The sequence below is a fragment of the Mesorhizobium sp. WSM4828 genome, assembly GCF_055811175.1.
Genome location: NZ_JBVVQK010000127.1, coordinates 1 through 267, shown reverse-complemented (window position 1 = coordinate 267; position 267 = coordinate 1). Strand labels below are relative to the sequence as shown.

Below are 267 nucleotides of genomic sequence, written 5' to 3'. Positions count from 1 at the left end.
CAAATATCTGGCCGAAGGCCGGATCGTGCTGCTCGGCGGCGGAACCGGCAATCCGTTCTTCACCACTGATACGACCGCGGTGCTCCGCGCCGCCGAGATCGGCGCCCAGGCCGTCCTGAAGGCGACCAATGTCGACGGAGTCTACTCGGCAGATCCGAAGAAGGATCCGACCGCCACGCGGTTCGACCGCCTGTCGCATTCGCAGGCGATCGAGGGCGGCTACAAGGTGATGGATGCGACCGCCTTCGCGCTTGCCCGCGAGACGTC

General features: G+C 65.9%; 1 protein-coding gene. It reads left to right on the top strand.

Features of this window, described 5'->3' with window-relative positions; all coding sequences use genetic code 11:
* Positions 1 to 267, top strand: a 267-nt coding sequence (locus AC0L2X_RS32610) for an amino acid kinase family protein (protein ID WP_473601238.1), incomplete at both ends; no start/stop codon positions are given.